The organism is Saccharothrix sp. DSM 118769, from assembly GCF_052936295.1.
In genome coordinates this window covers 3,214,319-3,241,026 of record NZ_CP193627.1, presented here as the reverse complement: position 1 = coordinate 3,241,026, position 26,708 = coordinate 3,214,319, and the positions used below count along the sequence as shown (strand labels likewise).

General features: G+C 71.3%; 25 protein-coding genes and 1 pseudogene. 13 read left to right on the top strand and 13 right to left on the bottom strand.

Annotation, left to right across the window (positions count from 1 at the left end; all coding sequences use genetic code 11):
* The first annotated feature begins 271 nt into the window (after positions 1–271).
* Positions 272–1,783, top strand: a complete 1,512-nt coding sequence (locus tag ACRAKJ_RS14535) for a SulP family inorganic anion transporter (RefSeq protein WP_438923961.1) — start codon at positions 272–274, stop codon at positions 1,781–1,783.
* 183 nt (positions 1,784–1,966) lie between these two features.
* The gene (locus ACRAKJ_RS14530; RefSeq protein WP_447008973.1) at positions 1,967–2,506 is read left to right on the top strand and encodes a hypothetical protein; all 540 of its coding nucleotides are present in this window, start codon (positions 1,967–1,969) and stop codon (positions 2,504–2,506) included.
* Positions 2,507–2,550: 44 nt separating this feature from the next.
* Here the strand turns inward: ACRAKJ_RS14530 and ACRAKJ_RS14525 are convergent, their stop codons facing one another.
* The 3 genes from ACRAKJ_RS14525 to ACRAKJ_RS14515 are packed head-to-tail and all read right to left on the bottom strand — an operon-like array spanning position 2,551 to position 3,231.
* A complete protein-coding gene (locus ACRAKJ_RS14525) occupies positions 2,551–2,742 on the bottom strand; it encodes a hypothetical protein (RefSeq protein WP_438923959.1) in 192 nt (63 codons plus the stop codon).
* 19 nt (positions 2,743–2,761) lie between these two features.
* Complete coding sequence (locus ACRAKJ_RS14520) at positions 2,762–2,959, bottom strand: hypothetical protein (protein ID WP_438923958.1); 198 nt, start codon at positions 2,957–2,959, stop codon at positions 2,762–2,764.
* Positions 2,959–3,231 (bottom strand): hypothetical protein, encoded by a 273-nt coding sequence (locus tag ACRAKJ_RS14515; protein ID WP_438923957.1) that lies wholly within the window; start codon positions 3,229–3,231, stop codon positions 2,959–2,961. Before ACRAKJ_RS14515 ends, ACRAKJ_RS14520 begins: the two co-directional genes overlap by 1 nt.
* 134 nt (positions 3,232–3,365) lie before the next feature.
* Between ACRAKJ_RS14515 and ACRAKJ_RS14510 the strand changes: the two genes are divergently transcribed.
* A complete protein-coding gene (locus ACRAKJ_RS14510; protein WP_438923956.1) occupies positions 3,366–4,691 on the top strand; it encodes a helix-turn-helix domain-containing protein in 1,326 nt (441 codons plus the stop codon).
* On the opposite strand, the gene ACRAKJ_RS14505 is transcribed toward ACRAKJ_RS14510, so the two are convergent.
* A complete protein-coding gene (locus ACRAKJ_RS14505; RefSeq protein ID WP_438923955.1) occupies positions 4,688–5,014 on the bottom strand; it encodes a divalent cation tolerance protein CutA in 327 nt (108 codons plus the stop codon). The two genes, ACRAKJ_RS14510 and ACRAKJ_RS14505, sit on opposite strands and share 4 nt — an antisense overlap.
* A gap of 341 nt (positions 5,015–5,355) precedes the next feature.
* Here ACRAKJ_RS14505 and ACRAKJ_RS14500 point away from each other — a divergent pair, with 341 nt between their 5' ends.
* From ACRAKJ_RS14500 to ACRAKJ_RS14490, 3 genes are all read left to right on the top strand, one after another.
* A complete protein-coding gene (locus tag ACRAKJ_RS14500) occupies positions 5,356–5,811 on the top strand; it encodes a sigma-70 family RNA polymerase sigma factor (RefSeq protein WP_438923954.1) in 456 nt (151 codons plus the stop codon).
* A gap of 347 nt (positions 5,812–6,158) precedes the next feature.
* Complete coding sequence (locus tag ACRAKJ_RS14495; protein ID WP_438923964.1) at positions 6,159–6,464, top strand: WhiB family transcriptional regulator; 306 nt, start codon at positions 6,159–6,161, stop codon at positions 6,462–6,464.
* A gap of 5 nt (positions 6,465–6,469) precedes the next feature.
* Positions 6,470–6,745: a hypothetical protein gene (locus ACRAKJ_RS14490; protein WP_438923953.1), complete on the top strand. Its 276-nt coding sequence runs from the start codon at positions 6,470–6,472 to the stop codon at positions 6,743–6,745.
* Positions 6,746–6,950: 205 nt separating this feature from the next.
* Here the strand turns inward: ACRAKJ_RS14490 and ACRAKJ_RS14485 are convergent, their stop codons facing one another.
* Together ACRAKJ_RS14485 and ACRAKJ_RS14480 are read right to left on the bottom strand one after the other, a co-directional pair.
* Positions 6,951–7,709: a dienelactone hydrolase family protein gene (locus ACRAKJ_RS14485; RefSeq protein WP_438923952.1), complete on the bottom strand. Its 759-nt coding sequence runs from the start codon at positions 7,707–7,709 to the stop codon at positions 6,951–6,953.
* 12 nt (positions 7,710–7,721) lie between these two features.
* Entirely contained in the window at positions 7,722–8,288 is a 567-nt protein-coding gene (locus ACRAKJ_RS14480) for a GNAT family N-acetyltransferase (RefSeq protein WP_438923951.1), read from the bottom strand.
* Positions 8,289–8,541: 253 nt separating this feature from the next.
* On the opposite strand from ACRAKJ_RS14480, the gene ACRAKJ_RS14475 reads away from it, so the two are divergent.
* Positions 8,542–9,243 carry a DUF998 domain-containing protein gene (locus ACRAKJ_RS14475; RefSeq protein ID WP_438923950.1) on the top strand — a complete coding sequence of 234 codons (702 nt, stop codon included), beginning with the start codon at positions 8,542–8,544 and terminating at the stop codon, positions 9,241–9,243.
* A 13-nt stretch (positions 9,244–9,256) separates the two neighbouring features.
* Here the strand turns inward: ACRAKJ_RS14475 and ACRAKJ_RS14470 are convergent, their stop codons facing one another.
* The 3 genes and pseudogenes from ACRAKJ_RS14470 to ACRAKJ_RS14460 all read right to left on the bottom strand — a co-directional run bounded on the left by ACRAKJ_RS14470 (position 9,257) and on the right by ACRAKJ_RS14460 (position 13,567).
* On the bottom strand, positions 9,257–9,808 hold the full coding sequence (locus ACRAKJ_RS14470; RefSeq protein WP_438923949.1) for an EF-hand domain-containing protein: 552 nt from the start codon (positions 9,806–9,808) through the stop codon (positions 9,257–9,259).
* 86 nt (positions 9,809–9,894) lie between these two features.
* The gene (locus ACRAKJ_RS14465; RefSeq protein ID WP_438923948.1) at positions 9,895–12,198 is read right to left on the bottom strand and encodes a molybdopterin-dependent oxidoreductase; all 2,304 of its coding nucleotides are present in this window, start codon (positions 12,196–12,198) and stop codon (positions 9,895–9,897) included.
* A 347-nt stretch (positions 12,199–12,545) separates the two neighbouring features.
* Positions 12,546–13,567: pseudogene (locus tag ACRAKJ_RS14460) on the bottom strand (IS5 family transposase).
* A gap of 62 nt (positions 13,568–13,629) precedes the next feature.
* On the opposite strand from ACRAKJ_RS14460, the gene ACRAKJ_RS14455 reads away from it, so the two are divergent.
* The 5 genes from ACRAKJ_RS14455 (at position 13,630) to ACRAKJ_RS14435 (ending at position 19,001) form a co-directional block, all read left to right on the top strand.
* Positions 13,630–14,253: a hypothetical protein gene (locus ACRAKJ_RS14455; protein WP_438923947.1), complete on the top strand. Its 624-nt coding sequence runs from the start codon at positions 13,630–13,632 to the stop codon at positions 14,251–14,253.
* A 430-nt stretch (positions 14,254–14,683) separates the two neighbouring features.
* Positions 14,684–15,844 (top strand): alanine racemase, encoded by a 1,161-nt coding sequence (locus ACRAKJ_RS14450; protein WP_438923946.1) that lies wholly within the window; start codon positions 14,684–14,686, stop codon positions 15,842–15,844.
* A 40-nt stretch (positions 15,845–15,884) separates the two neighbouring features.
* Positions 15,885–16,955, top strand: coding sequence for a fatty acid desaturase (locus tag ACRAKJ_RS14445; protein ID WP_438923945.1), 1,071 nt, complete (start codon positions 15,885–15,887; stop codon positions 16,953–16,955).
* The gene (locus tag ACRAKJ_RS14440; protein WP_438923944.1) at positions 16,942–18,279 is read left to right on the top strand and encodes a PLP-dependent transferase; all 1,338 of its coding nucleotides are present in this window, start codon (positions 16,942–16,944) and stop codon (positions 18,277–18,279) included. Before ACRAKJ_RS14445 ends, ACRAKJ_RS14440 begins: the two co-directional genes overlap by 14 nt.
* Positions 18,276–19,001, top strand: coding sequence for a gamma-glutamyl-gamma-aminobutyrate hydrolase family protein (locus tag ACRAKJ_RS14435; protein ID WP_438923943.1), 726 nt, complete (start codon positions 18,276–18,278; stop codon positions 18,999–19,001). Before ACRAKJ_RS14440 ends, ACRAKJ_RS14435 begins: the two co-directional genes overlap by 4 nt.
* Here ACRAKJ_RS14435 and ACRAKJ_RS14430 read toward each other — a convergent pair.
* The 4 genes from ACRAKJ_RS14430 to ACRAKJ_RS14415 form a co-directional block, all read right to left on the bottom strand.
* On the bottom strand, positions 18,998–20,146 hold the full coding sequence (locus tag ACRAKJ_RS14430) for an MFS transporter (RefSeq protein WP_438923942.1): 1,149 nt from the start codon (positions 20,144–20,146) through the stop codon (positions 18,998–19,000). The genes ACRAKJ_RS14435 and ACRAKJ_RS14430 overlap by 4 nt on opposite strands.
* Positions 20,140–22,980, bottom strand: a complete 2,841-nt coding sequence (locus ACRAKJ_RS14425; RefSeq protein ID WP_438923941.1) for an aldehyde dehydrogenase family protein — start codon at positions 22,978–22,980, stop codon at positions 20,140–20,142. The genes ACRAKJ_RS14430 and ACRAKJ_RS14425 overlap by 7 nt, the downstream gene beginning before the upstream one ends.
* A gap of 396 nt (positions 22,981–23,376) precedes the next feature.
* Positions 23,377–24,027, bottom strand: a complete 651-nt coding sequence (locus tag ACRAKJ_RS14420) for a hypothetical protein (RefSeq protein WP_438923940.1) — start codon at positions 24,025–24,027, stop codon at positions 23,377–23,379.
* A 135-nt stretch (positions 24,028–24,162) separates the two neighbouring features.
* A complete protein-coding gene (locus ACRAKJ_RS14415) occupies positions 24,163–24,612 on the bottom strand; it encodes a hypothetical protein (RefSeq protein WP_447008972.1) in 450 nt (149 codons plus the stop codon).
* 612 nt (positions 24,613–25,224) lie between these two features.
* On the opposite strand from ACRAKJ_RS14415, the gene ACRAKJ_RS14410 reads away from it, so the two are divergent.
* Positions 25,225–26,250 (top strand): GNAT family N-acetyltransferase, encoded by a 1,026-nt coding sequence (locus ACRAKJ_RS14410; protein WP_438923938.1) that lies wholly within the window; start codon positions 25,225–25,227, stop codon positions 26,248–26,250.
* The last annotated feature ends 458 nt before the right edge of the window (positions 26,251–26,708 follow it).

The following is a 26,708-nucleotide window of genomic DNA, read 5'->3' as shown; positions in this document are numbered from 1 at the left end:
TTCCGGCCGTCCCGTGCCGAGCACCGGGCCGCGACCGGCCCGGCCGTCGCGCCCCCGGCGGGATGTCCGACACACCCCCGCGGCCGAACCCTGACGTCAGGGTAGGGTTGCCGGCGGCGAGGGCGGCCGGCCGCGGCCCCGTCCCGCACCAGGCCCACCCGGCACCAGGCCCACCCGGCACCGGGCCGTCCCGCGCGGGTGCCGATCCGGCCCCGCCGTCCCCACCGCGCACGCCCGCAGGGGCGTGCCCGAGCACGACAGGTAACCCCTCTTGCCCACTCCCGGTTCCGCCCCGTCCGCGTCCGGACGCCTGCGCGCCCTCGCCCCCGACTGGCTGCGCGACCCCGAGGTCTGGCGCACGGAGGTCCTGGCGGGTCTCGTCGTCGCGCTGGCGCTGATCCCCGAGGCGATCTCGTTCTCGATCATCGCCGGGGTCGATCCCGCGGTGGGCCTGTTCGCCTCGTTCACCATGGCCGTGGTGATCTCCGTGGTCGGCGGCCGACGGGCCATGATCTCCGCCGCCACCGGCGCGGTCGCGCTGGTCATCGCCCCGCTGAACAACGAGCACGGCCTGGGTCACCTCGTCGCCGCGGTCATCCTCGCGGGCGTGTTCCAGGTCGTGCTCGGCGCGCTCGGGGTGGCCAGGCTGATGCGCTTCGTCCCCCGCTCGGTGATGGTCGGTTTCGTCAACTCCCTGGCGATCCTGATCTTCCTGGCGCAGGTGCCGGAGGTGCGCGACGTCCCCTGGGCGGTCTACCCGCTGCTCCTCGGCGGCCTGGCGCTGATGGTGCTCTTCCCGAAGGTCACCACCGTCGTGCCCGCGCCGCTGGTCTCGATCGTGGCGCTCACGCTCATCACGGTCGGGGCGGGCATCGCCGTGCCGACCGTGGGCGACAAGGGCGCGCTGCCGTCGTCCCTGCCGGTGCCGGGCCTGCCGGACGTGCCGTTCACGCCGGGCACGCTCGCCACCATCGCCCCCTACGCCTTCGCGATGGCGCTGGTCGGGCTGATGGAGTCGCTGATGACCGCCAAGCTGGTCGACGACATCACCGACACCCCCTCGAACAAGACCCGCGAGTCCATCGGCCAGGGCGTCGCCAACATCGTCACCGGCTTCTTCGGCGGCATGGGCGGCTGCGCGATGATCGGCCAGACGATGATCAACGTGAAGGTCTCCGGCGCCCGCACCCGCCTGTCGACCTTCCTCGCCGGCGCGTTCCTCATGGTGCTGTGCGTCGTGTTCGGGCCGGTCGTCTCCGACATCCCGATGGCCGCGCTCGTCGCCGTCATGGTCATGGTGTCGTTCGCGACCTTCGACTGGCACTCCATCGCCCCCAAGACCCTGCGCCGGATGCCGCTCGGCGAGATCACCGTCATGGTCACGACGGTCGCCTGCGTGGTGACCACCCACAACCTCGCGGTCGGCGTCGTCGTCGGCTCCGTCACCGCCATGGTCATCTTCGCCAGGCGCGTCGCCCGCGTCGCCGAGGTCACCGCCGTCACCGACCCCGAGGGCACGACCGTGGTCTACCGGGTCACCGGCGAGCTGTTCTTCGCCTCCTCCGACGACCTCGTCGGCCGGTTCGACTACGCGGGCGACCCGGCCCGCGTGGTCATCGACCTCGGTGCGGCGCACGTCTGGGACGCCTCCTCGGTCGCCGCGCTCGACGCCGTCGAGGCGAAGTACGCCCAGCGCGGCAAGACCGTCGAGATCACCGGCCTCGACCCGCACAGCGCCCGCCTGCACGGCAAGCTCACCGGCGAACTCACCGCGGGCCGCTGACGGGGGTCGCCCGGTCCGCCGCGCGAGATCGCGCGTCATCGGCCACGCGTGACCGATGACCGGCACCGTTCCCGGTCGCCGCTACTCTTTCGGCCGCTTGCAGTCGATCACGCTCGGTATTCATCCTGTCACTGTCAGCTGACATCCGCCGGAGAGCAGGTGCACATGTCGAGACGTCCCGGGATGACCACGCGGACCCGGCTCAGGGCCTGGGCGGTGGCCGCCGCGTCCCTCGTCGCGCCGGGGTCCGCCACCGCGCCGCCCGCCACGGCTGCGGTCGCCGACCTGACCTGCACCATCAACGTGCAGCTCAGCTTCAGCCCGGCGCTGACCGCCGTGCAGACCACGGCGTCGGTGGTGGCCGTCGCCAGCCTGTCCAACTGCACCTCACCCAACGGCTCCCACCCGCAACTGGCCGGCGGCGTCGCCACCCCGGTCACCGGCACCGCGACCAGCCTCGGCGGCGTGCCGTGCAACCTGCTGCTCACCCTCACCGGCTCGGGGATCATCGAGTGGTCCCCCGGCGACGAGCAGACCACCTTCGACTTCACCGTCCGCACCAACGTGCTCGACGGCACCGTGCAGCTCACCACCTGGCAGACCGGCGGCACCCTGGCCGGCACCACCTCGCAGACGGTCGGAGCGGCCAACCCCAACCTCGACTGCCCGCTCAACGGCCTGTCCGGCCTGGCCGTGCCGGTCGCCCTGACGACCTTCCTCTGACCACGCCCCCGCACAGACCGCCCCCGCCGGCACCGCGGGGTCCGTCACCTCCTCCTGGACGTGATCATGCGCAGCGCCACCGGGACCGCGACGGCGACCACGACCAGCGGGGGCAGGTAGAGGACCCACCACTGCCCCGTCGCCTGTTCGAGGAAGGCCGCCAGCACCCCTGAGAGCAACGCGGCGATGAGGAAGCACGAGATCACCATGACGAGATTCTTCTTCGAGCGGTTCACGTGGCTCCGATGAACGAGGTCAGCGTCGATTTCGGCAGTAGCGCACCAGGTCGGCGATCCACTCGGCGAGGAACCCGCCGAGGAAGCAGCCGGTCAGGACCAGTACCCAGCCCGCTTCCTCGACGAGGGCGAACCCGATGACGACCGCGATGAGCATCAGCGCACCGACGATCGCGTAGTAGCGCGCGGAGTGGCGCGGCGGGGACCGGTCGGTCATCAGGACAACGTCGCACTCTGCCCGGGAGGTCCCGGCACGCCTTCGAGGGAGCCGGTCACCCCGATGGGGTGGCAGGTGCATCCGGTGCGCTGCCCGTTGTCCACGCTCTCTGTTACCCCGAGCGCGGCGCGGGTGAACACGCGGGTGACCTGACCGCCGCCGGTCGGGGTCTCGGTGACGGTGTGCGGCCGGGTCTGGTCACCGGTGTCGTTGGTGAGCAGTTGGTCGATGACCACGCCCGCGATGATCTTGGGCTGAATCTTGTCGGACACCACTGAACCTCCTTTGACCCCAGGGCGGTTTACATCCCTCAGCGGGCAGTGCTGGATACGGCTGTGCCTGGTCAACATCAGTGGAGCTACAATCTGTCACCATCCATACCGCTTCGGTAACCATGGAGGCCCACGTGTCCCAAGCCGACAACAAGGCCGGCGGTACGGACGCGTCGGCGGGCGTGGCACCTTCAGGCGGCGAGGACACGGGTGCAGCGGCCAGTCTGCTGGCCTCGGAGATCAAGCGTCGCCGGGTCGAGGCGGGGTTGAGCCAGCCGCAGCTGGCGAGAAGGATCGGCTATACGCGTCAGTACGTCTCCTACGCCGAGCGGGTACAGGCGAACCTGCCGTCGCTGGACATCGTGCGCGCCATCGACGCGGCGTTGGACGCGGGCGGGGCGCTCGTCGCGCTGCGCGGCAAGGCGAGAGAGGAGCAGGACCGCGTTCGTCGCGCGGCGGGGCGGCGCGGGCACGACGAGACCGGTGTCGGAGGTGACGTGGACCGACGTGAGTTCTTCGGGACCGCGGTGGGTGCCGCACTGGGTACGGCCGACGTCTTCCGGTCGCCGTCAGGCGGTGTCGGCGGTGGCGATGTCGATCGGTTGGTTGCGCGGACGGCGCGGTTGCGCCGGTTGGACAACTACCTCGGCGGCCGTGACACCTACCGTCTCTACGCCTCCGAGCTGGAGGGGACGATGTCGTTCGTCCGCCAGGCGCGGTGTACCGGGGCGACCCGCAAGCGCCTGGTCGGGGTGGTGGCCGAGCAGGCGCAGCTGACCGGCTGGGCGGCGTTCGACGCCGGCATGCACCCCGAAGCGGGGCGGCACTACCAGACGAGCCTGACCGCGGCACGTGAAGCCGAGGATCCGGCGCTGGCGGGCAATGCCCTGGCGTTCCTGGCCTACCAGGAGGTGACGGTGGCGCGGCCGAACGTCGGCCTGGCCGAGTCCTCCTGCGCGGTGGCGGGTGAGGCGGTGACGCCGCGGGTGGGGGCGCTGCTGTCCGAGCGCAGGGCCTGGACCTACGCGGTGGCGGGCGACGCGGCCAACGCGGACCGGTCGCTGGCCCTCGCGCGGGAGCAGTTGGCCCGCTCGGATGACCGGCCCGAGCCGGACTGGGTCTACTGGGTCGACCGGACCGAGATCGACATCATGGCGGGGCGGTGCTGGGCGGAGTTGCACCGGCCGTTGCGGGCCGTGCCGGTGTTGGAGTCGGCGTTGTCGCGGTTCGACGACACACAGGCGCGGGACAAGGCGCTGTACCTGACCTGGCTGGCCCACGCCCTGCTCGACGGGCACGAGATCGAACGCGCCGCCCTGGTCGTCACCGAGTCCTTCCGGTTGGCCGACGGTGTCGGCTCGGTGCGTCCACTGAGCCGCATCCGGCAGGTCGCGCACCGACTGGAACAGCACCGCTCTCTGCCGGCGGTGGCTCGGATGTTCGACGCGATCGGTGCCTAGGCTTGCGGGTCGAGCGTCCGCCTCAGCCAGTCGAAGTACTCGGGCGTGCCGTCGACCAGCGCCGTCGCGGTCACCTCGGGATTGCTCCAGGGATGCTCGGCGACCAGGTGGTCGCGCAGCCGGGCGAAGCGGTCGGCGGTGGTCTTGAACAGGACCTGCCACTCCTCGCCCTCACCGAGCTCGCCCAGGTGCCAGAACACCGACCCGACCGGGCCGATCACCTGCGCACCGGCGGCCAGACGCGCCCCGACCGCGGACTTCGCCAACCGGAAGGCGACTTCCCTGCTCTCGGCCGCGGTGGACACCTGCACGAACTCGGTCACGCCGGGCAGCATAACCCCGTGTGATCACCTCTCCCGGTAGGGCTGACGGTGTTGACGAGGACGCCGGACCGGTTACGGGTTCTTGAAGCCCGATGTCCGGGGTTACTGCGAACGGGTGGTGTCCGCGCATCGCCTGGACAAACCGGGGCCACGCGACGGCGTTGCGGGTGAACGGTGGACTACGGCGCGTGGGACGCGGTGGGTGACGGTGGGGTGAGGTGGTCGTGACCAGCATGAGCACGTGTCCGCGCACGAGTTGCGTGTGCCCGCGTGACGCTCAAGCCTGCCAGGCCCGGGAACGCTTGGACACGTGGTTCGCGGAGTTCCACCGAGCGCACCGCGTGAACTTCCTGAAGTACCTGGCGCTGCGCGGGTTGACCCGGCACGACGCCGAGGACGTCGTCAGTGACGCCTTCGTGGCCCTGTACCGGGTGCGAACGGCACTCCGGACCGCGCGATCACCGGAGGCGTTCGCGCTCAAGGTCCTGCGCGATTCGCTCGTCGACTTCCGGCGCAGGCGCAGGCGGCAGCCCGTGCCGGTGACGGAGCAGGTCGAGGGTTTGATCGCGCCCGACGACGTCGCCGGTCTCGTGGCGCGGCTGGACTTCCAGCAGATGCTCGGGAGGCTGACCCCGCGGCAGGCCGAGTGCCTGGAGCTGCACGTCCTGCTCGGGCAGGACGTCGAGGAGATCGGCCGGTACCTGGAGATCACCCCGTCCGCCGTGCACTCCCACCTGTCCGGGGCACGGCGACGGCTCGAGGACCGCGGCGACCGAAGGGAAGAGGAGGGGCGGTGAACATCGACGAGACCATGCGCCGCGTCGCGGCGGACCTGGACGCGCGCTACGCCGACTACGACCTGGACGCGGCGCAGGAGGACCTGGAGAACCGTCTTCTCGCCGCCGGAACGGCCGAAGAGGCTCCACGGCGGGCACCGGCGACCCCGGCTGCGGCCGCGACCCCGGCTGTGACCCCGGCCGCGACCCCGGCTGCGGCGAGGCTCGTGGCGGGAGCGGAACCGGACGGGCCGCGGATGCCGTACGCGGAGATGGCGGACCTCCTGGTCGCCGTCGCCGTCGACCTGACCGGGGACCCTTCCGCGGAGGTCGGGGGATGGGGTCCCAGGCTGCCCGTCGACGCGGTCGTGCACCCGCCGCCCCGGACGGAGGAGTGGCGCACGCGCGCGTCCTGCCGTGACGAGAGCGAGGAGGACATGTTCGTGCGCGGCGCCGAGCAGCGCAGGGCCAAGCTCGTCTGCATGGGGTGCCCGGTGCGGACCGAGTGCCTGGCGGAGGCCCTGGACAACCGGATCGAGTACGGGGTGTGGGGCGGGATGACCGAGCGGGAACGGCGGGCGCTGCTCCGCCGCAGGCCGGACGTCACGTCGTGGGGGGAACTGCTGCACAGCGCCCGACGCGACACCGGTCCCGACGACGCGGCGGCGGGGTGAGGACGATGCCCGCTCCCCCCGCCCGGCGCACGGAACCTCCGGCACCGCACGGCCTGCTCGGCTACGTGCTGTCCGACGACCACCGCACCCGCAACGCGTTGCTGCTGCTGCGCTGGACGCTCGGCGGCGCCGTGCTCGCGATCGCGGTCGTCGCCGCCGCGGTCGCGCTGCTCGCCATCCACACCCCTGGCGGGGCGTGGGTGTACGGCGGGGTGTCGGGGCTCGCCGCGGGTGGCGCGGCCTGGTACGGCCGACGTCGCGGTACCCGGCGTCGACGGTGAACCCGCGCTCCCGCCTCGTCCACCCGGAAGTCGCCCGTGAGGCCGGGTGCGGCCTGGACCGCGCCTGGTGGTCGCTGCGCAGCCTCGTGGCGTCGCGCCGGCTGGTCGAGCACGGCTTCGACCCGGACGCGCGGGGGTGCGGGTTCGACGTGCTCAGGGCCCGGGTACGGGAACCCCGGCGGCCGCGATCACCGTGCCGCGGGTGTCAGGAGCCGCTCGCCTCGCCGGGGCCGCCCAGGTGCCGGACGAAGAACCGGACCGAGCTGTCGATCTCGAAGGACGGGACCCGGAAGTGGCCGCCCGGGTTGGCGTGCAGGGTCTTCTCGGTGGAGCCGAGCGCGTCGAACAGCGTCAGGACGGAGTCCCGCGGGTTCCCCTCGTCGTCCCACTGCATCACGAACTCGACCGGGATCGTGATCCGCGCCGCGGTGTCGGTGAGCCGGTCGCTCCCGACGAGGCCGAGGACCGCGGCCGTGATCCGGGGTTCGGCCGCGACGAGGCGCACGCCCATCTCACCGCCCTGGGACAGGCCGTAGTACCCGACGGGCCGGCTGTCGCCGACGGAGTCCAGTTCCCGGAGCGCGTCCAGGGTGGTCCGCCAGTCGGGTACGAGTTCCGCCGCCACCGTGTCGTTGAGGGCGGGCCACGCCGGGCCGGGGGGCTCGCCCGCCGCCTCCCGTTCCCGGATGACCGCGACGAGCCGCCGGACCTCCGGGTGCGCGGGCCTGTCCCCGGCACCCGGCGCGTCGATGGCGGCGACCGCGAAGCCGCACGAGGTGACGTAGGGGAAGGCGCGGGAGACGACCTCCCACCCCTTCTTGTGCCCGCCGCCGCCGTGCCCGATCAGGACCAGCGGACGCGGCCCGGAGCCCTCGGCGGGCGTCCAGAGCACGCCGGGGACGTCGCCGATGGCGAAGAACTGTTCGCGAACGCCGTCGACGACGGTTTCCTGGGTGATGCGCATGGATCGTGGTCCTCACCCCGCCCGGCGGAGCCGGGTCGCCGGGGTTCGGGTCGGCCGCCGGACCACGTCGGTGCCGCTTCCCGACGGGGTCGCGGGCGGGGCCGCTCGTTCGCGTCGCACCTCGGTGGAGCCCGGTCGTCGGGGTACGGCGCCGCTGGCGGTGTCGGCCAGGTCGTGCACGATCTCCACGTGGTCCACGTCCGGCGGGGTGAACGCCTCAGCCGCCATGGCAGCCGCCGCCCGGGTCGCGGTGCCACGGCCCGTGGCGGCGGGGTGCAGCCAGTAGCCCGTGACCAGACCGCGGGGATCACCCGCCCGGTACGTCGAACGACTGCCGACGAGCCCGCTGCCCGTGGTGATCGCGTAGTCGTAGGCGTCGCCGCTCCGCCACTTCGGGTCGCAGCCGGCGAGGAACGCGCGGGTGGCGTCCGGGCTGTGGCGGGCGACCCACGGCATCCACGGCCCGAGGTGGTCGAGCGACTCCTCGACCATCCGGGACAACGCCTCGAAGTCACCGCCCGCCCGCCACCGCCGCAGGGCGAAGTCCCCGCGGTCGATGGTCTGCCGAGGGCGCGTCACGGCACCCATGGTCGCCCCGCGCGGGTGCGTGGCGCAATCGGGTATCCGCTGGACCGGCGGGCCTCCCACCGACCTTCGCCCCCGGTCCGCGACTGCGCGCCGGACGGGGAACGCTCCGCCGCCACGAACGGTGCGACCGGCTGCGCACGGACGGCCGGCTGCGCACGGGCGGCCGGCGTGCCGGGGTGGTCGGCAGCGGGCAGGATCACCGCGAGGGCACCGGCCGGGTGACCGGTGCGGTCGGGGGGCGACGGTGGAGCGAGCGGGCGGGGTGCGGCGGGAACCCCTGGTCGCCACGGCGGTGCTGTGGGCGTCGGGAGCGGTCTGGTACCTGGTGTCGGAGGCCGTCGCGGCGTCCGCCTTCCCGGGCTACAGCTACGCGCACGACTACATCAGCGACCTCGGCGCCGTGCGGGCGGACCCCCTCGACGAGCGGCTCGTCGACTCGCCGCTGGCGGAGGTCATGAACCTCGGTTTCCTGCACCAGGGCCTGTTCTTCCTGCTCGGCGCGGTGTTCGCGGCCCGGGCCCTGCCCGCCGGCCGGGGGCGTTCGGCCTTCGTCGCGCTTGCGGTCGCGCACGCGGTCGGCAACGGCCTGGTCGCCACCTTCCACAGCGGTCAGCAGGCGGCGGGCGCCGCCGCCGTCCTGCACCCGGTGGGCGCGGTGATGGCGATCCTCGGCGGCAACCTGGCGACCGTCGCCGCGGCCTTCCTGCTCCACCGCCGCGGCACGGCCCGCTCCGCCCGCAACGCCGGCTTCGCGTTCGGCGCCGTCGGCATCGCCTCGCTGCTCGGGCTCGGCGTCAACACCGCCTCCGGGGCGGCTGTGCTGTTCGACGACGCCACGTGGGAACGCGGTTCCGTCTACGCGATCACCGCCTGGCAGCTCGTCGCCGCGGCGGCCGTGGTCGCCACCAGGTGCGTCGACGGGCGAGCGGAGGCGTTGCGGCGGTGATGCCGACGGCCGGTCAGCCGGCGATCCTGCCGAACAGGTGCGTGGCGGGGGCGTCCCGGTCGTCGCCGTAGAAGAACTCCGCGAGGGCCCGGTGGAACTCGGCGCGGTCCAGTCCGCCCGAGCCGTCCGAGTCCAGCGCGGTGAAGACCGCGGCGCAGTCCTCGGGGGACACGTTGCCCGCGAGGCCGAAGATCTCGCCGAACTCCGCCTGGTCGACCCGGTCGTCCCCGTCGAGGTCGATCAGGTCGAAGTAGCAGTCGGCCACCGGCCCGACCTGCTGCGGGTACAGGGAGCGGTCGGCCAGCGCCAGCCGGAACCCCTCGGTCATCTCCCGCAGGTCGACCTTCCCGTCACCGTCGCGGTCCATCGGCTCGATCACACCGGCCCAGAACGCGTCCAGGCCCTCGGTCAGCCGGCGGGCGGTCGCCGCCCCCGGCGCGGCGCCGCGGGCCGCGATGTAGCGCTCGCCCATCAGGCGGACGTCCTCGCGGGTGATGACCCCGTCGCCGTCGACGTCCGCGCCCCTGAACCACTGGCGGTACTTGAGATCCCGAACTCCGGTCATGACCGCGCAACGTAGCCAGATCATGACGACGGTGTCCACGCGGCGCGACCGCCGAGCAGACCGGATCACCCGTTCGAGTGGTGGAATCACCCGGGTGGCACGAGGTGCGGTGGCGTGAAGGCGAGCACGTCGGGCAGGGGGCCGTCATGGGGCTCGACGTCGACCAGCGCGCTGTGGGCGCTCGGCCCCTGGGACAGGCGCGAGCACGGCCGGTCCGCGGTGAGGACGTTCGGGTTGCCGTGGCGGTCCAGCGTTCCGCTCGAACCCGGCTCGACCGGGTCCCACCACGCTCCCGTGGACAGCTGCACGACGCCCGGCATGACGTCGTCCGACAGGACCGCGCCCGCCAGGCAGCCGCCCCGGTCGTTGTGGACGCGCACGACCATGCCGTCCTCGATGCCGCGCGCCGCGGCGTCCGCCGGGTTGAGCGTCACCGGCTCGCGACCGCGGATCTTCGAGCCGAGGCTGTGGCCGCCGTTGTCGTACTGGCTGTGCAGGCGCGAGGCGGGCTGGTTGGAGATCAGGTGCAGCGGGAACCGGTCCGACAGGTCGGCGCGGAGCCACTCGACCGGTTCGAACCACGTCGGGTGCCCGGCGCAGTCGTCGTAGCCGAACGAGTCGATCTCCTCGGAGAAGATCTCGATCCGGCCGGACGGCGTCGACAGGGGGAAGCGCCGCGGGTCCGCGCGGAGGTCCTCGAAACTGCCGGGGAACGGGCCGGTCGGCGCCGGCAGCTCGGCGGTGGAGTTCCGCCAGAAGTCGTCGAAGGCCGGCAGGTCGGCCTCGTCGCCGAGGGTGGCCCTCGTCTGCTCGTAGAGGTGCCGGACCCACTCGATCTCCGAACGCGACTCCGTGAACTCCCGCTCGAACCCGAGCCGGGCGGCCAGGTCGGCGAAGATCCGGTGGTCGGTGCGCGACTCGCCCGCCGGCTCGCGGACCTTCGGCATCGCGACGAGGTGGGGGTCGGAGAACCCGGCGGCGAAGTCGTCGCGCTCCAGGGTGGTGGCGACGGGCAGGACGATGTCCGCGAACTTGGCCGTCGTGTTCCACCACGCCTCGTGGACCACCACCGTGTCGGGGGCCTGCCAGGCGCGGGTCAGCCGGTGGAGGTCCTGGTGGTGGTGGAACGGGTTGCCCCCGCACCAGTAGACCAGGCGGAGTTCGGGCAGCGTGAGGCGCCGGCCGTCGTAGTCGACGACCTCACCCGGGTGCAGCAGGGCGTCGGCGATCCTCGCGACCGGGATGAAGTCCGGGACCGGGTTGGGCACGCCCGGCACCCCCGCCACGAAAGCGCGGTCCCTGGCGACGCCGGTCGCGTCCATCGTCGCGTAGCCCGCGCCCCAGCCGCCCCCGGGCCGGCCCATCGAACCCGCCATGGCCGCCAGCACGACGGACATCCAGATCGGCTGTTCGCCGTGGTCCGCCCGCTGCACCGCGTAGTTGACCATGACGAGGGACCGGTGGGTGGTGAGGCGGCGGGCCAGGTCGGTGATCGCGTCACGGCCGATGCCCGTGATCCCCGCGGCCCACGCGGCGTCCTTCGGCACGCCGTCGACCTCGCCCGTCAAGTAGGCGGCGAAGCGGTCGAACCCGACGCAGCACCGGCGGAGGAAGTCCTCGTCGTGCCACCCGTTGACCAGCATCGTGTGCGCGATGCCGAGCATCGCGGCGGTGTCGGTGTTGGGGGTGACGGGCAGCCACTCGGCGTCGAGGAACCCGGCGGTGTCGCTGCGGATGGGGCTGATGTTCACGAACCGCACCCCGGCCTCTCGGCACCGGCGTTGCAGGTCCCGCGTCCGGTGCCTGGCCAACCCGCCGGGGTTGATCTGGCTGTTCTTGAGCGCCAGTCCCCCGAACGCCACCACCAGTTCGCAGTTCTCGGCTATCTCGTCCCACATCGGCATCCGGCTCTGGTAGCTCCACGGGTGGCCGCCGATCACGTGCGGCAGGATCACCTCCAGGGCCGCGGTGCTGTAGGTGTTGCGGGAGTCGGTGTACCCCCCGCCCAGCGCCAGGAACCGCTGGAGCTGCCCCTGCGCCTGGTGGAACCTGCCCGCGCTCGCCCAGCCGTAGGAGCCGCCGAACACCGCGCTGTCCCCGTGCTGCGAGCGGACCCGGCGCAGTTCGTCGCTCACCAGCGTGATCGCGTGGTCCCAGCTCACCTCCACGAAGGAGTCCGCGCCCCTGGCCGTGCCCCCGGCGCGCGGCTCGCCGTTCAACCAACCCCTGCGCACCGCGGGGCGCAGCACGCGAGCGGCGTCGTCGGCGGCCGTCACCATCCCGGGACCGATGGGCGAGGGCGCGGGGTCGTCGTGCCTCGGCTCGATCCGCACCAACCGGCCGGAGTCGACCACCGCGACGAAGCTGCCCCAGTGCGTCGCGACCGACATGCGTCGTTCCATCACGCATCAACCCCGCTTCTGAAGCGTCTCCCGCGACGCGGCCCGCGGCCGACGACGTGACACCCACGGTAACCCCGACCGGGGCGGCGCAGAAGACGACGTCGCGCCGGACCGGGGCGCGCCTCAACGCTGCCAGACGGTGCCCCTGCGTTCGCAGTCGATCAGGTTCTCCACCCGGACGGCGAGGTCAGCGCCCAGTTCGCGCCGCAGCAGGTGCAGGGCGACGGGCGCCCCGGCCCCGGAAGGGACCGCGCTGCGCCTCAGTATCGGCGAGCACGTGCCGGTCACCGAATGCCCACTGCCGCCACCGGACTAGGAGCTGTTTGAGGTTCGGATCATGTGGTTGGGGTCAGGGTCTTCAGCCACATGATCGCTCCTCGTAGATGTAGTCCGGCCTCATAGCTTTGTGGTGTCTTGTCGTAGCGGGTGGCCAGGCCGCGCCATGTCTTGATCTTCTGGAAGCAGCGTTCGACGGTGTTGCGCCGCCGGTAGCGCGCGGGATCGAACGAGACCGGCCGCCCTCCGGCCGAGCCCTTGTTCCTGTGGTTGGCCTGCTGGTCGGTCTTCTCCGGGATCACGGCGGTGATCCGGCGGCGGCGCAGGTAGGCCCGGTTGGCCCTGGAGGAGTACGCCTTGTCCGCGGCCACCGCGTCCGGGCGGGTGCGGGGCCGGCCGACCGGGCCGGGAACCCGGACCCGGTCCAGCACGGTCCGGAACCGCGGGCTGTCCGCGGCCTGGCCGGGTGTGAGCACGAACGCCAACGGCAGCCCGGCGGCGTCCACCGCGGCGTGGACCTTGCTGCTCAGCCCGCCCCGGGACCGGCCGAGCCCGGCCGCCGCAGCCCGCGCCTTGCGACGCCGCCCGCGGGCGGCACGGTCCCGACCGGCAGACATGCCCGCGCCGGCCGCCTCCGGCGCGGACCGCGACGCACTACCCGCAGCACGCTCTGTCGGGTGGGCAACGGAGCCCCTTTTTCCTCGGTCAGCGCCTGTTCCAGCGCGTCGAGGGTCTCCCCCGCGACCGCCAACCCCGCCGATTCGTGATGCGCCCGCACGATGGTGGAGTCCACGCTCACCAGTTCCAACCCGACCTGCCCACGGGAGGCGGCCTCGGCGATCAGCGCCTCCATCAACCTCTGGAACACCCCCGCCCCGGCCCAGGCGTTGAACCGGGAGTAGACGGTCGACCAGGGCCCGTACCGCTCGGGCACGTCACGCCAGCCCGACCCGGTGCGGAACCGCCACAGGATCCCGTCGAACCGATCCCGCACCCGACGCGGCAACGGCCCCGTAGCCGCCACCGGCACATGCGGCTCGATCAACGCCCACTCGGCATCGGTCAGATCAAAACGCGCCACACCCGTGTTCTACCAGCGCACCACAGGACCGGTAGATCCGAACCCCAAACAGCTCCTAGCTGGTGCGGCTCGACGAGTATCTGCGCGACGACGCCGACATCGCCCTGCGCGCCGCCCCCTCCGACCCGAACAAACCGCAGGAGGTCGTCCCCTGGCACGGTCTGTTCGTTCTGTCCGCCTGGAACGGCTCCCCTCACCGCCCTCGCACACTGATCGGCGGCACCACCGTCGTCGACTTCGGCAACTACGACTACGCGCCGAAGGGCGTGCCGACGGCACCGGTCACGCCCCGGCCGACCTCGTCCCCGGACAGCCGGCCGAGGTCGACGTCGTGCCGGAAGGGAGGGGTGCGGCGACTGACTGGTCATGTCGGTGGAGGAGGACTGACGAGCACGGCGGATCACGACAGTCGGCGAGCAGGAGATCTCCACCGCGGTCGTCCGGCCGAGCGAGGGCGCGCCGCCCCTTTGACCGACCGGTACCTCACGGACTCGATCCTTGAAATTCACCACACCCCGTTCGAATGCGACAAAACATCGAACCAGCAGGTTGCGATGACGCCACCGAGCGCACTTCAACGCAATCCACTCGCATTCATTGGAACTGCCCCCCGCTTCCCCGACCCATCCGCAGAGGATCGAAATCGATCGCCCCGACCAACGGATGAATGTACGCACACGAAGTGAACGAAGTATTCTTTCTGACAATGAAGCCGCAGTAGGGTCGCCGTCGACACCAGTTGATCGACGGCACAAGGACACGGCGACGCAGTTCGCAGGTCAGAGCCGCAAATACGAGCACTGCACGGGGAAGGTGCACAAGTCGGCCCAATCTTCCCGACCTCGACCGAGAACACCGCCACTCGACGGAGGGTTCCCGTCCGGATCGAAGTGGATCGAACCGGTCGGAAGAATGCCGACACGGACCTGGCACGGCGCAGCCGGATTCCAGGCCGAGTGAAATGCCGAGGCCAGTTGGGTGCATTCGTTGACACCCCGGTCGCGACATCGGCATGATGGCGACAGTCACGACGGCCCGTCCCACGCCGAGCGGGACCCGGGTCTGCGCATCGTTCTTCCGGAGCGGAAGGCTTCCACATTGATTGACGACCGACCGGTGGACCATGCGTTCTACGCGGCGCATCGCGAATTGTTCGACGCCATCATGCCGGAGACGCCGTGCCTGCTCCTCAGCTTGGACGTCGTCGCCGACCGCTACCGGGAACTGCGGGCGGGTCTGCCCGACGCCTCCGTCTACTACGCCGTGAAGGCCAACGCCGATCCGGAACTGCTGCGGCACCTGGTGGGACTCGGGTGCGGCTTCGACGTGGCCAGCGTCGGGGAGGTCGACGCCTGCCTGACCGCAGGCGCCGACCCGGCGTCGATCTCGTTCGGCAACACGGTGAAGAAAGAGTCGGCGATCCGCCACGCCCACGAGCGCGGCGTCCGCCTCTACTCGGTGGACTCCGCGGCGGAGCTGGAGAAGGTCGCGCGAGCCGCGCCCGGCGCCGAGGTCTGCTGCCGCTTCACCGTCCGCACGACCGGCGCGCAGTGGCCGATCAGCCGGAAGTTCGGCTGCACCGAGGAGGACACCGTCGAGCTGCTGCGCGACGCGGTGGCGCTGGGGTTGACGCCGCGCGGCACGACGTTCCACGTCGGGTCCCAGCAGCGCGAGCCGGACAGCTGGGCGACGGGTGTCGCCGCCGCTGCGCGCGTCTCCGCCAAATTGGCCACCGAGGGGATCGAGCTGGACCTGCTCAACCTCGGTGGTGGGCTACCGGTCCGCTACGAGGGCACCGTGCCGCCGCTGGAGACCTACTTCGCGGCGATCGACCGGGCCGTCTCCGAGTCCTTCGCGACCCGGCCGGCCCTGATCGTCGAACCGGGCCGGTACCTGCCCGGCGACGCCGGGATGATCCGCTCCGAGGTCGTGCTGGTCACCGAGCGGGAGGACGGCTTGCGCTGGGTCTACCTCGACGTGGGCCGGTACAACGGCCTGATCGAGACCGATGACGAGGCCATCGCCTTCCCCGTGGTCGCGGTCCGCGCCGACGGCCGGTTCGCCGACGAGAGGGCTCCCGTCGTGCTCGCGGGGCCGACCTGCGACAGCACCGACATCCTGTACGAGCGCACACCGGTGTGGCTCCCGGTCGACCTGAGGCCGGGCGACCACGTCGACATCCTCGCGACCGGCGCCTACACGACGCCGTACGCGTCCGTCGGTTTCAACGGCTTCCCACCACTGCCCACCCACTGCTTCGGCACCCGCGGCCGCTGAAACCCGGACCACGCCGAAACGCCCCCGGAAGGAGTCGCCGATGTCCGACGAGTACACCTGGGCGTTCGACGGGAAGCGCTACCGGATGCACCGCTTCCCGGAGGAGGTCGAGCGCGGCATCAAGAAGCTCAACCGCAGCGACAACTGGCACGCCGCGCTGGCGTGGCTGGAAGACGTCGCCTGGATGGTCTTCTGCGCTTGGCTGTGCCTCGGCGTCTCCTACTGGTTCTACCCCTTGGCGGTGCTCGTGATCGGCGCACGCCAGCGCGGGCTGTCGACCATCCTGCACGACTGCGCGCATGGCATCGGCGCCTCGAACCGCAAGGTGCAGATGTTCGTCGGCACGGTGCTCACGGCGTACCCGATCTTCCAGCAGCACTACGCGTACAAGATCTCGCACGTGTTCACGCACCACCCCAAGCTCGGCAATCCCGAGGGCGACCCGGACCTGAGGTTCTTCATCGAGCAGCGGGCCTACGAGATGTCCTCGCCACGCGCGTACGTGCTCCGCACGGTCGTCATGCCCTTGTTCGGGACACAGACGTGGGCCTACCTGAAGTACCTCGTGCGCAACCGGTACCGGCTGCTCAAGCAGGGCCACCTGCGGGCCGCCGACGTGCCGCGGACCCCGGTTCCCCGGCGCAAGCGGGTGCTCGACCGGGTCGGCTTCTGGGTTTTCTGGACCTCCGTCGTGTCGGTGTGCGCGACGCAGGGCTGGGGGTTCGAGCTGCTGTTGTTCTGGGTGGTCCCCTACCTCACCAGCTTCCAGATCCTGGGTTGGTACATCGAGCTGTCCGAGCACACACCGCTGGTGCGTGACTCCAACGTGGACCTCTACATGACCCGCAACCGCAAAAGCCGCACGTGGGAGAAGTTCCTCACCGGCATCCACAACGACAACTACCACCTCGAACACCACCTCGACCCGCGAACGCCGTTCTGGCGCCTGGCCGAGGCACGGCGGGTACGGCTGGCCGACCCGGACTACGCGGCGGTGGACCGGCAGTTGGGCGGCCTGTTCACCAGGGGACCCGAGGGGCAGCAGAGCGCGATCGGCGCCATCGTCGAGTCGATGACGCACGAGGCGGAGCAGCCGCATGTCGCTGCCTGAGCGGCCGGGTGCGGCCGGCAAGGTCTACCGGCGGGTGGAGTCGGGTGTCGTGCACGGCGGCGCCGAGCTGCGCATGGGCCTCACCGACCCGGTGGTGACGCCCATCTTCCAGACCGCGGCGTACGAGCTGCCCGACGTGGGCACGGCGGCGGACATCTTCGACCTGCGCGTGGACGGCCACGCTTACACGCGGTTGAACAACCCGACGTGCGACGTGCTGGAGGCCAGGATGGCCGCCGTGGACAACGCCCCGGCGGCCCTCGCCGTCTCCTCCGGTCAAGCTGCGATCACCCTGGCGTTGCTCAACATGTGCCAGGCGGGCGACAACCTGGTCAGCTCCAACGAGCTGTACGGCGGCACCTGGAACCTCCTGGCCAACACCTTCGCCAGGTTCGGCATCGAGACCCGGTTCGTGAGCCCGGACGAGCCCCGCAACTTCGCCGACGCCACCGACTCGCGGACCCGCTGCTACTTCGGCGAGACCCTGCCCAACCCGAAGCTGCGGCTGTTCCCGGTGGAGGAGGTGGCCGGCATCGCCGAGGAGGTCGGCCTGCCGCTGGTCCTGGACAACACCATGCTGCCGCTGGTGTGCCGCCCGCTCGAGCTCGGCGCGCACATCCTGGTGTACTCGGCGACGAAGTACATCGGCGGTCACGGCAGCGCGCTGGGCGGCCTGATCGTCGACTCCAACCGGTTCGACTGGGCACGGCACGCACGGCGGCACCCGCTGCTCACCGCGCCGGACCCCGCGCACGGCGACGTGGTGTGGACCGAGGCCGGCGCCGGCCTGGGCAGCTCGCTCGGGCGCAGCCCGTTCCTGCTCAAGGCCCGCGAGACGCTGCTGCGCGACCTCGGACCGTGTCTCAGCCCGTTCAACGCGTTCCTGCTCATCCAGGGCATCGAGACCCTGCCGCTGAGGATGCGGGCGCACGGCGAGAACGCCGAGGTGGTCGCGCGCTACCTCGTCGACCAGCCGTCGGTGGTGTCCGTGCGCCACCCCTGTCTCGGCGACGACGGGGAAGTGGCGCGGCTGCGGCGCTACACCGGCGGCAACGGTGGCCCGCTGGTGCAGTTCGAGCTGGCGGGCGGGCTGATCGCGGGCACGCGGTTCATCGAGGCGTTGCGGATGATCTCGCACGTGACCAACATCGGCGACGTGCGTTCGATGGCCACTCATCCGGCGTCCACGACGCACGCGCAGCTGCCCGCGAACGACCGGCTCGCCGCCGGCGTGTCACCCGGGTCGATCCGGTTGTCCATCGGCCTGGAGCACGTGGACGACCTCATCGCCGACCTCGCGGGCGCGCTGGCGGTGGCCGGGTGACGGACCGGCCGTTGGTCGCCCTCGCGGCAGCCTCGGAGAGGGTGGACGGCGTGCCGCACGTGGCGGTGCGCGAGGTGTACGTCCGGGCGTTGGAGCAGGTGTCCGGCTGCGCGGTCGTGGTCGTCGGCGGACCGGCACCGGCGCTGGCACACGTGGTGGACCGGTTCGACGGCGTGGTGTTCGGCGGGCACCAGAGCGACGTGCTGCCGCGCTGGTACGGCGGCGGACCCGAACGGGGGCGGGTGGACCCCCACCGGGACGAACTGGCGCTGAACCTCATCCCCGCCGCATTGCGGGCGGGGGTGCCGGTGCTCGGCGTATGCCGGGGCCTCCAGGAGCTGAACGTCGCGCTGGGCGGCACCCTGCGCGACGTCGACGGGCATGCCGAGGACCCCTTGCTGCCCAGGAACGACCAGTACCTGCCCGCGCACCCGGTGACGCTGGCCGCGGGCGGTGTGCTGCGCGGGATGCTCGACACACCGAGCGTCGACGTGAACTCACTTCACCACCAAGCTGTCGACCGGCTCGCCCCCGGCCTCCGGGTCGAAGCGGTCGCGCCGGACGGCGTGGTCGAGGCGGTCTCCACCGGCGGTCCGGCGTTCGGCCTGGCCGTGCAGTGGCACCCCGAGTGGTACGCGACGACGGACGACGTGTCGGTGGCGTTGTTCAGGGGGTTCGGTGCCGCCGCCGCGGCGCACGCGGCGCGGCGCGCGGTCGTCTAGCGGGGAAGCGGCTCCCGTACCCGGAGGTCGGCGACGGCGACGGCGAGGAACAGCGCTGTGACGACCGCCAGCGCGAGCATCAGGCCGTCCGGCGGCAGCAGGTTCATCGCGGCGCTGCCCACCGTCGGGCCGACGAGGCTGCCCAGCGCCCACAGCACGGTGGCGCCCGCGTTCGCGTCGATCAGGTCGTCCGCGGTGAAGTCCCGGCCGATGCGCACCAGCCCCAGCGTGTACACGCCGCCCGCCGCGCCGCCCAGCACCACCAGGGCGGGCCACACCGCGTGAGGCACGCCCAGCAGCAGCGGCATGCACAGCGCCGGCAGCAACACCGCCACGCCGCAGCCCACGTGGAGCAGTCGGCGGTCCACGCGGTCCGACCACCAGCCCAGCGGCACCTGGAGCAGGGCGTCCCCGGCGAAGACCGTGCCCACCATGAGCACGGCGATCGCCTCCGTGTGGCCGTAGGCCATGCCGTACAGCGGCAGCAGGGCCAGCACCGCGCTGTCGAAGAACGAGAACATCAGCACCGCCAGGGCGATCGTCGGCGCCGACCGCGCGAACACCACGATCCGGCTCGGGCTGCCCGCGCGGAACGAGTCGACCCCGCACGAACTGGCGGCCAGCAGGAGGACCCCCGGCACGTGGGTCAGCACGGCGACGAGCAGCGACCACTGCGCGGCCGAGCCGAACAGGGCCAGCAGACCGGGACCGGATACCTGGCACAGCGTGAAGACCGACGTGTAGACGGCGATCCAACGGCCGCGCGTGGCCTCCGCCGTGATGGCGTTGATCCAGGTCTCCCCCAGCACCAGCAGCAACCCGGCGAACACGCCCACGGCGAACCGGAGCACCAGCCACGCCGGGACGCTGTCGGTCACCGCGAGCAGCCCGGTGCTCACCCCTGACCCCGACATCCCCACGAGCAGCAGCGGCTTGACCCGCCACCGCCACGTCAGCGGTCCGAGGCAGAGCACCGCGGCGAGGATGCCCACCGCGGGCAGCGCCGCGGCCGTGCCGATCAACGCCGCCGACGCGCCGCCCGCGCTCAGCCGCAACGAGATCAGCGGGACGGTGAGGCCGGTGACCAGGCCGACCACGGCGACGGTGCAGATCGCGGCGACGGGTTCCCGGCGCCTGCTCAGCACGGGCCGCTCCGCGGTGCGACCAGGTGCAGGTAGATGTCGCGTTGCGGCAAGGTCGCGCCCGGCAGCCGGACACCGTCCACGTACAGGCAGGACGCGGCCGGGCCGCGTCCGCCGTACGGGAGGTGGCCCCGCTCGGTCAGGTGCAGGTCCGTGTCCCACAGGATCGAGTCCGCGTCGTGCAGGGGCGTGTCGAGCAGCGACTTCACGTACGGGCTGTCGCCGAACACCGAGATGTACATGGCGTTGGCCGCGTAATGCCGGTCCTCGAAGTACCGCGCGAGGTCGGCGTCCCCGTCGTAGGGCTGCAGGAAGAACACCGGGGCGAAGAACTCGTTGAAGTTGCCGCCCAGCGTCAGGTCCTTCTCGAACACGGCGGGCCTGATCAACCCGCTGACGGGGTTGACCTCGCCACCGTGGACCCAGTGGCGGCGGTCGTCGCGGAACCTCCGGACCATTTTCACGGCGTGGTCCGGATCGGTGTTCGGGCCCACCAGGTTGTCCGGGTCGGCGTAGGGCCCGATGCGGTGCTCGACTGCACGCAGCCGCGCCAGCAGGGTCTCGCGGAACTCCGCCAGGCGGTCGCGGTGGACCAGGAGGGCGTTCGGCCCGGCGCAGTCCTGTCCCTGGTTGTACAGCACGACCCGCAGTGCGCAGGTGACCGCGAGGTCCACGTCCGCGGTCTCGGTCACCACAAGCGGGTTGTGACCGGAACCGTTGAGGATGAACAGGGTTCGCCGCGGGAACGACTTGCGGACCTTGCCGGCGTTCTCCGGTGTGCCGGTGAACACCACCGCGTCCGTGCGGTGCGCCCGCTGCGCGACGAACTCCTCCTTGCCGTCGTACGACACGTGCAGCTCGGGGAAGTGCGTCGTGAGGTCCAGCACGTCGGCCAGCACCCGGTAGTGCGGGTGCATGACCGTCGGCGGGCGGAGCGCGGTGTCCTCGGCCATGAGGGACGGGACGACCCCGAAGCACACCGTGGCGTACAGCGGCTGGTTCAGCGGCAGGAACGTGGTCACCGCGCCCACCTTCGCGCGGAAGTAGTCGCGGTTGAGGTGCAGGTTGTCCAGCAGGTCGACGGACCGCTCGATCTCGTCGAGCGCCACGTTCGCGCACTGGTAGCCGGACAGGCCGCGCACGATCGCGGCGGTGCGTTCCCTCAGGAGCGCGGCGAACAGCCTGGCGCGCTCCCGCACTTCGACGAAGTCGATCGGGGTGAGCCCGCTGCTCACCGGCCGCTCGCGGGCCTGTGCGCCGCGGGACAGCACGTCCCGCACCAGTGCGAGCGAACGCTCGGCGCCGGCGATCGTCAACCACGTGGCCAGCTTCGGCCCGCGCGGCCTGCCGAGCAACACCGAGTACAGCGAGCGGTAGGAGGGGGCGTGGCCTCCGAGCGCGTCGCGCAGGAGCCGCCCGGGATCGGCGTGCGGTGCGGCGGCCAACGCGTCCGCCAGCCTGCGCAGCACCGCCGCCGTCTCGGCGTCGGGGACGACCGGCTCGGGCTCGGGACGGGTGCGCAGGTGGTAGCGCCACGCCCGCGCCACGAGTTCCGGAGCCGGACGGCGTGCCGAGGGGAACGTCCGCTCGACGAACGCCGTCGCGCCGTCCAGGTCCAGTGGCGCACAGGCCGCCAGGACCCGCACCAGCGTGCCGAACCCCGGTCCTCCGGGTGGCGTCGTCACACCGATCCTGCGCAGGCGCAACCGCGCCCCCGCACCACCGCGTTCGCCCTGCCGCACCTCGTGGCGCACCGCGTCGTTGATGCGCGGTACCGACGGGAGGTCGATCCGGCGGGGCCGGCGGGGCTTGCGGTACAGCAGCAGCCGCAGGGCGTCCGGCGTGAGGCAGTCGAGGGCCTCCGAGAGCGGGAACCCGTTGCCGACGCTCTTGGAGATCTTGCGGCCGCGCTCATCGACGAACAGGCCGTACTCGTAGAGGACCGGCGGTGTGCGGTGCAGCCGGTCGAAGATCTGCCGGAGGACGTGGGCCGAGCCCGCCAGGTCCTGCCCGTGCATCTCGTAGGCGATGTCGCCGCTGAGCGAGCGCAGCGCCCAGTCGGCCTTCCACTGGAACTTGCACCCGCCGCCGAGCGCGGACACGGTCACGCGCTCGCCGATCGGCTCGTCCGGGTAGTACTCGCGCGGTTCGAGACCATGGGCCACTCCCGGACGCTGTACCACCACGTCCTCCGGGATTTCGTAGGCGATGGTGCCCGCTTTCGCGTCGACGTCGACCACCCGGATGTGCTCGATGACCCGTCCCGTGAACGGCGATAATGGCATCACGAAACTGTAGGACTTCCGGCGCAAGGCCCCCACCGAACGCCCGATGAGCGTGTTGATTCCTTCGAAGTCGGCCAAGAAGGTGCGAACCGTCGAATCGTGCGCACCCCCGTGGTAGAGGTCGGAACTGCGCACCAGCTCGCAGTCGACCTCCACCAGGTCGAGCATCCGGCGCAACCTCCCGATCATGTTCTCGGCGAGGCTGCTCGCGTCGCCGAAGGGATCCGGAACACGGTGCAGCGGCAGCCCCACGTACTTGCCGAGCATACCCTGAGCTGGTAAATTATCCGGAATCCTGCGGAGCGCGTCCATGTCGTCGGCGACCACGACGATCCGCGTGGCACGGCCGGAGAACTCCTCGAACGATTGCCGGACAAAGGACGTCCTGACGACTTCGGCCACCGTTCCGACGTGCGGCAGACCGGACGGGCCGAAGCCCGCTCCGAAGACCACCGCCCCGGTTCGCCGATCCTTCGCGTCGAGCAACGCGGCAATTTTCCCCGCTTCATCCGCACACCAATCGTGCGCACTGGAACCCAGTCGCGATGACATGGAAATTTCCCCCCGATGGCGAATACAGGGACCAGTCAGGCTGCACATTCACAGCCCCGCCGATCACTATTTCGAACCTAGCGGCTCGGAGAAGATTAGGAACCGTCATTCGGACGCATGATCACTCAGGCGTCCGGATGCAGCCGCCGAGGAGCGACGCCGCGACGGCGGAACCCGACGGCGCGGTACGACCCACGGGCCTCGCGCCTGCCGACGACTTCAACCACGCCCGTCGAGCCCACGCGGAGCACGAGGGATGCCGGCGGGATGCGGGATGCGGGCACAGGCCGGCGGCGACATCGACCGACACGGCACCACGACCGACTACGCCACCACGCCCGAGCCCGTGGGGTGCCAGGACCCCGCCCTGACGGCTTCACCGGATTCCGCTCGTCCTCATCCAGGAGGCCGCAGGTCCGAAGGCCCGGGGCCGGCGCCCCCCTGCTGTTGCGGTGTCGGTTCACGTGCCAGGTCGGCGTTCAGTAAAGCGTCAGCGACCCCGAGGGGCCTCGACCGCACGACCACGATGCTGCCGAGAAAATCGGTCGCGGTGCCGGTCACAGCGGCGACGCCGGTAGCGCCCACGCCGGCCCCAGCCCTCGTTGCGGCCACCTCGACGATCGGCGGGAAGATCACCCGCACCGAGATGCCGACCCGGGCCACCGACTGGTACAACCACCGCAACGACCCGGACATGACCTGCAGCCAGACCACAGCGACGACAGGCTGCTGTCCTGCAAGATCCGCGGAACGGACGACTGGACGCGCTGCGAACCGCGGTCCACCAAGCGACAGGTGTTCGAAGACGTGCTGCCACCCGGTCGGGGCGTCTACTTCGGACACAAGCTCGACGGCTCGCTCCGGCACCACATCGACGACCCCCACGACGGCGACGGAGGCGACCTGCGCGGCACGAACGCCGTGGACGGCTCCGGCCGGACACAGGTCCTCCTGTCCGCCCAACCGGCCACCGTCACCCAACCCGAACTTCGACAAGCGAAGGTCGCCCACCGAACCCGGTCGATCGTGGAAGCGTCCCTTGGCCAACCAGCGGCACCACAGGGCATCCGGCAGACGCCTCCCCTGGGGAGAGCAGGTGACTTCGCCGAGCAGCGCATCAACGGTATCCCGGGCTGCGAGCCATCGGGTCGGTTCCACCGACCGTGGAACCGACCCGACGTGTCAGAACTTGTAGTACGGACCCGGCGGGCGGGGCGGCACCACCCGCTCAACGCGGCGGCGCCTGCGACGGCGGACGATCTCCGCGGCGATCAGACCGCAGACCACCAGGAAGGCGGCGAAGAGGACCCACAGGAGGACGGTGCCCGAACCGGACCCACCGGCGGGCTGGAACTTGCGAGGGCCGTACGCCTTGCGCAGTTCCTCCTTGGAAGCGGCCCGCGCCTTGTCGTTGACGACGACCACGACGCGGTCGACGTCCTCGGGATAGGTCTCCCAGACCAGGCGGAAGATCTTCTCGCCGTCGTCGGTCCCCCGGTCGGCGGCGTAGGCGGCGACGGCGAGCGTGTCGAAGCCGTTGGAGGTGTTGTGCTCGACGGAAACCCCGGTGTAACCCGCGTCCTGGACGCGGGACCTGAGGTTGGACAGCTCGGCGAGCGAAGTACACCCCACAGCCACCAGGACGCACAACAACACACCCCACAGGCGCGCACGGGCATCTGATTTCACAAGTCCCCCTTGGTGAAGGCACGCCGGATCGCACGGGGAGACCACAGGTCGTCCCGCCGGCGGGCTCGGTCGTCGACAAGGCCGGTTCGAGCGCCCGGACAGCGCCGAACCGGCTTCCGGCCTCTTCGGGCCCGGAAGCCGTACGGGATCAGGCCGAGGGCGTGACGCCGGCCCGGAAAAGGGTGCCCACGACTGGGCGGACACCACGAGCCGCTGCTACGACGGCCGGAACGGGTGTAGAGCGCATGACGGGTCCTCCGGTTCCCACTGCGAACCGAGGTCTCCCCGACCACCGAACACGGTGGCGCCGTGACCGGGTCGCCGCGGAGCGACCGGAATGACGATCACGAACTCAGTGGGTACTCCCCCCTGCCGGCAAAGCATGGCGCACCACCATCACCACGGTCAAAGTGACGCCGATTACCCGCAACCGCGGTAACCCCCACGCCTCCCGGTCATCCACACCCGGGCACAACCGTGTGGCGACGACCGGCCCGCCGGTGATTGGATCGCCGGCGGAAAACGTCCGCGCGGTGGAGGGGACCGGTGTGACGCATGGATGACGACCTGATCGAGCGGTTCGAACCGGCGAACGCGAGCGAGGCGGACCTCGTCGACCACTACCAGGTGGTCGTGGCCTGCCAGGAGTTCGACCGACCCGACGAGCCCCGGTTGACCTACGAGAACGTGATCGGCCGGTTGAGCACCCCGTTCCCCGGTCTGGGACCCGCCGTCCACTGGGTCGCACGGGACGGCGGCGGCGTGGTCGGCATCGCGAACGCCCACTTCCCGGACACGGAGAACACCCACCTGGCGGTCGCCGAGGTGCAGGTCCGACCGGAAGCCCGTCGACGCGGCATCGGCACCGCCCTGCTGACGGCTATCGCCTCGCTGTGCCGAGACAGGGGCCGCGAAACCATCGAGGGCTGGCAGGTCGAAGCCGGCAGCCCCGCGGAGCCCTGGGCCATCGGACTGGGTTTCCGCCCCGTCCGCTCGATCGTGATCCAGGCACTGGAACTCGCCCACGCCGACCGGACGCCGTGGAACGCCGAACCGGCCGCGGGGTACCGGGTCGAGCGGTGGCGGGGCAGCGCGCCGGAGCCACTGGTCGACTCCTACGCCACGGCCCGCGACGCCATCCACGACGCACCCCTGGAGGACAGCGAGTTCGGGAACCCGCGCTGGACACCGGCCGCGGTCCGGCAGCACGAGGCGGACCTGCGCGCGCAGGGAGTCGAGCACCGGGTGGTCGTCGCAGTGCACGAGAAGACCGGCGAGGTGGCGGGTTTCACCGAGATGGTCGTCCCACCCCACCGGAAGAACTGGGGCTACCAACTCGACACGGCCGTGCTCGCCGCGCACCGCGGACGCGGACTCGGCCTGGCGGTCAAGGCGGCGATGGCGAAGTGGGTGGTCGCCGACCACCCCGAGCTGGAGCGGTTCCAGACGTCCACGGGTCGTGAGAACACCCACATGATCCGGGTCAACCACCAGCTCGGCTTCGCCACCGTCCGAACGCTGGTCGCGATGAACCGCGACGTCACCGGCCTGCTCCCGGACGACTCGCCGACCGGATCGTGAGGCACGGGCGACCCGAGGCGCGTGCCGCCACCACCAGCCTCTCGGGTGATCTCATCGACGAGTTCAGATGCGCTGCTTGACCGGCAGCGACAACCTTCGAGCTGAGGTCGGCCCGTTCGCCGGACCGGCCGTTGTGGCAGGTCGCCCGCGAGCCGGGAATGAACCACGAAACTCCGCACAACCGTGTTCGCACCCCACGCGAAGCCCGCGTCGGCCGTCGCCAAGCTCTCGTCCTCGTGGCGTGAAATTCCGTGCCCGGCTGTTCATACACTTGGCGTAAGTCTACACTGAAGTAATCATAGAAATTTAACGAAGTCTGCCCCGGGACGGCGGGTCACGGCGCGAGTCCTGAACCCGGACCGCGTGCACCAGGACGTCGACGGACTCCGGTGGCGTGGCCGGTTCCGCTCCGAAGACGTCGCGCGCCCGGAGCGGAACCGTCGTGGTGGCCTACGTGT